1 protein-coding gene is annotated in these 2,295 nt (G+C 47.3%); it reads right to left on the bottom strand.

Annotated elements, in window-relative coordinates; all coding sequences use genetic code 11:
• Nucleotides 1–574: 574 nt before the first annotated feature.
• Nucleotides 575–1,876, bottom strand: coding sequence for a hypothetical protein (locus tag IEY70_RS20715; protein WP_189066925.1), 1,302 nt, complete (start codon nt 1,874–1,876; stop codon nt 575–577).
• Nucleotides 1,877–2,295 lie beyond the last annotated feature (419 nt).

Genomic DNA, 2,295 nt, shown 5'->3' with positions numbered 1-2,295 from the left:
GGTGGCGGTAGGGCTTCCGGTCAGTCACAGCTCGGCAGCCTATCAGCGTTAAGTTGCCAGAACCCAGCCCAAAAAAAACGGGCCGGATGTGGTCACGGCCTCGGGTCGGGGTAGCGTGGTTCAGGTCAGGGTGTCGGGTAGGATGACAAGCAAAAATTTAGACCCTTCCAAAACTTGGCAAGCCTTGGAAGGGTCTGCGGGGTCGAGTCAGTGCGTCGCTAGCACTTTGATAATTTATCGACAGGGATGGAAACGGTAGCTTTGGGGCCGATTATGTGGAGAGTGCGTCCTGATATTTTGACCTTTTTCGGATTATTCAGAACACTCCAAGATGGGCCAGGCCAAAATCGACCACGATAAAGCACCTTATGATTATTAAGACATCTGACTAACAAGAACTGAGACCCAGGCCCAGAGTTGGAGAGATATCCCTTGCTACTATTTTGGCCTATCAACTCTACTTGGTAGCCAAAATCTGTCAAGCTCATCTGGAACGCATTATCTGGTCTTGAGCAGCTAATCAAAAGCACAGAACAGACTATAAGATAAGGCGACTTTGATATGGAACGGAATCCTAATATCTGCCGGTCCATGTCTCCGTGTACTTCTGTCCAAATGTAATATAACTATTGTCGACGAGCACTCCGCCACGTGCACCAATAACACACCAGATATTTCTCTCAGTGCTGAAAAATGTACACACTTGTCCGCCAGCGGGTTCCGTTGTCATATACGGCCAATTGACCGCACAGGTGTAGTACTTTTCGGGCTGACCAACATACCATTCACCAACACTCGGATTAGGATTGCCCGAACACAGGTTGTGCTGTAAGGTTCCCCAGGTCACTTTAAAACTGGTATTCATCGTCGAGTTGCGTTGTAACTCCACGACAGCATTGTAGATACGCGAAGGTACAATGGCAGATGCGTTCCAAGAGCCAAAGCCATGACTCAATCCCCCACCTTCTGAAACGCCAGAGGTTGGGCAGTCATCATACGGTTCCGGAAGGTCACTCCGTGATATGCAACCCTTATCCCAGACACTCAAATAACCAGTGTCAACAAAGTCCATTTCAAAGATACCGGGATGCGTTTTATTGTCACCCCTAGCTGGGCCGATCCACCACCCTCCGGGAGTATCCCATGCCAATGTGAAACGGATGTCATCCTTGTAAGTTCCTCTATTGTTGGGTGTGTAGTACACGGTGCCGCGTTTAGGGAAGGGATCTCCATTGCCCGATATGGCTTGAGCGCCCATATTTTTCTGTTGACCAGGGCGTAGCTTTAGAACTTGTCCCTTCTCGAACTTCGAGATCAGTTTTGCGATCTCTAGATTACTCATCTTGCTATATTCATCGCGCCTTGCGAGATAGTCTTTGCTGGCTTGGGTAAATTGCGAAGGAATCATAGGAAGTGCCCCACTGTCAAGCATCAGAGAATTATCCTCGATGCCAAGTACAGGAGACTTAGAGACGAAATCTTGAAGCTGTGGATTACTACCCTCTACCTGCAACCCATAAATTATTGCCCCTGACCGTGAGGTGTTTGCGTCCCTAAAATCATCAATTCGACCAACAAGTTCAATAATTGCATTTCTGTTTTTTGGACTCTGCTCCATATATTTTTTCGTCTGTCCCACATTCCTTATATCAAGGTCTTCCGACGTACCCGTAATCATGGATAGATCTGTAGCGAGGTTACTCAAAGTATTCTGTGACTGATTTCCTAGAAACTCACGTAAACGATTCGCCATATCTTGACCACTCAGGGATATAGGAAATGAAGCAACTCCCTGGGCAACAGGGCTTTTGTAATACACAGCACGTACTTTTACGCCGGAGGCAGAGGAAATTTGAGCAAGTTCATCCAAGGTCATTCCGCCAGATAGACTTACTCCCACCCTACTTACTGGGGATGACTGAGCTTTTATAGTGGAAAAATAGGATGCATGAGGCTTCAAACCCCAGTGCTGCGCATCATCTCTTTGAGGTAGCGTGCTCTCTACAGCACCTGTGAGTAATGGCTCGGATGCTTGTTTGAGTTGCCCACATGCGGTTAACATAAGAGCCTATAAAGTCAGAATAGTTACTTTATTCATATGCATCTCCTTACCGGTCACACCTCGACTGGCGCTAGTCTTATAAGGGATCATAGCTATACAGAGGCCTGTTTACCTCCCAACTTGTCTCACTTGACCTTAATAGAACTTTATCAATTTCTAATAATTTGAGGGTTCTGGCAACTTAACGCTGATAGGCTGCCGAGCTGTGACTGACCGGAAGCCCTACCGCCACC

The sequence above is a fragment of the Deinococcus seoulensis genome (assembly GCF_014648115.1).
In the GTDB taxonomy this organism is placed as follows: Bacteria; Deinococcota; Deinococci; order Deinococcales; family Deinococcaceae; genus Deinococcus; species Deinococcus seoulensis.
The sequence above is the reverse complement of the archived record's forward strand: the minus strand, read 5'-3'. Positions and strand labels throughout refer to the sequence as shown.

Coding starts and splice junctions, on each gene's coding strand:
- IEY70_RS20715 (WP_189066925.1), bottom strand. CDS start 1,876: ATGACCTTGGATGAACTTGCTCAAATTTCCTCTGCCTCCGGCGTAAAA.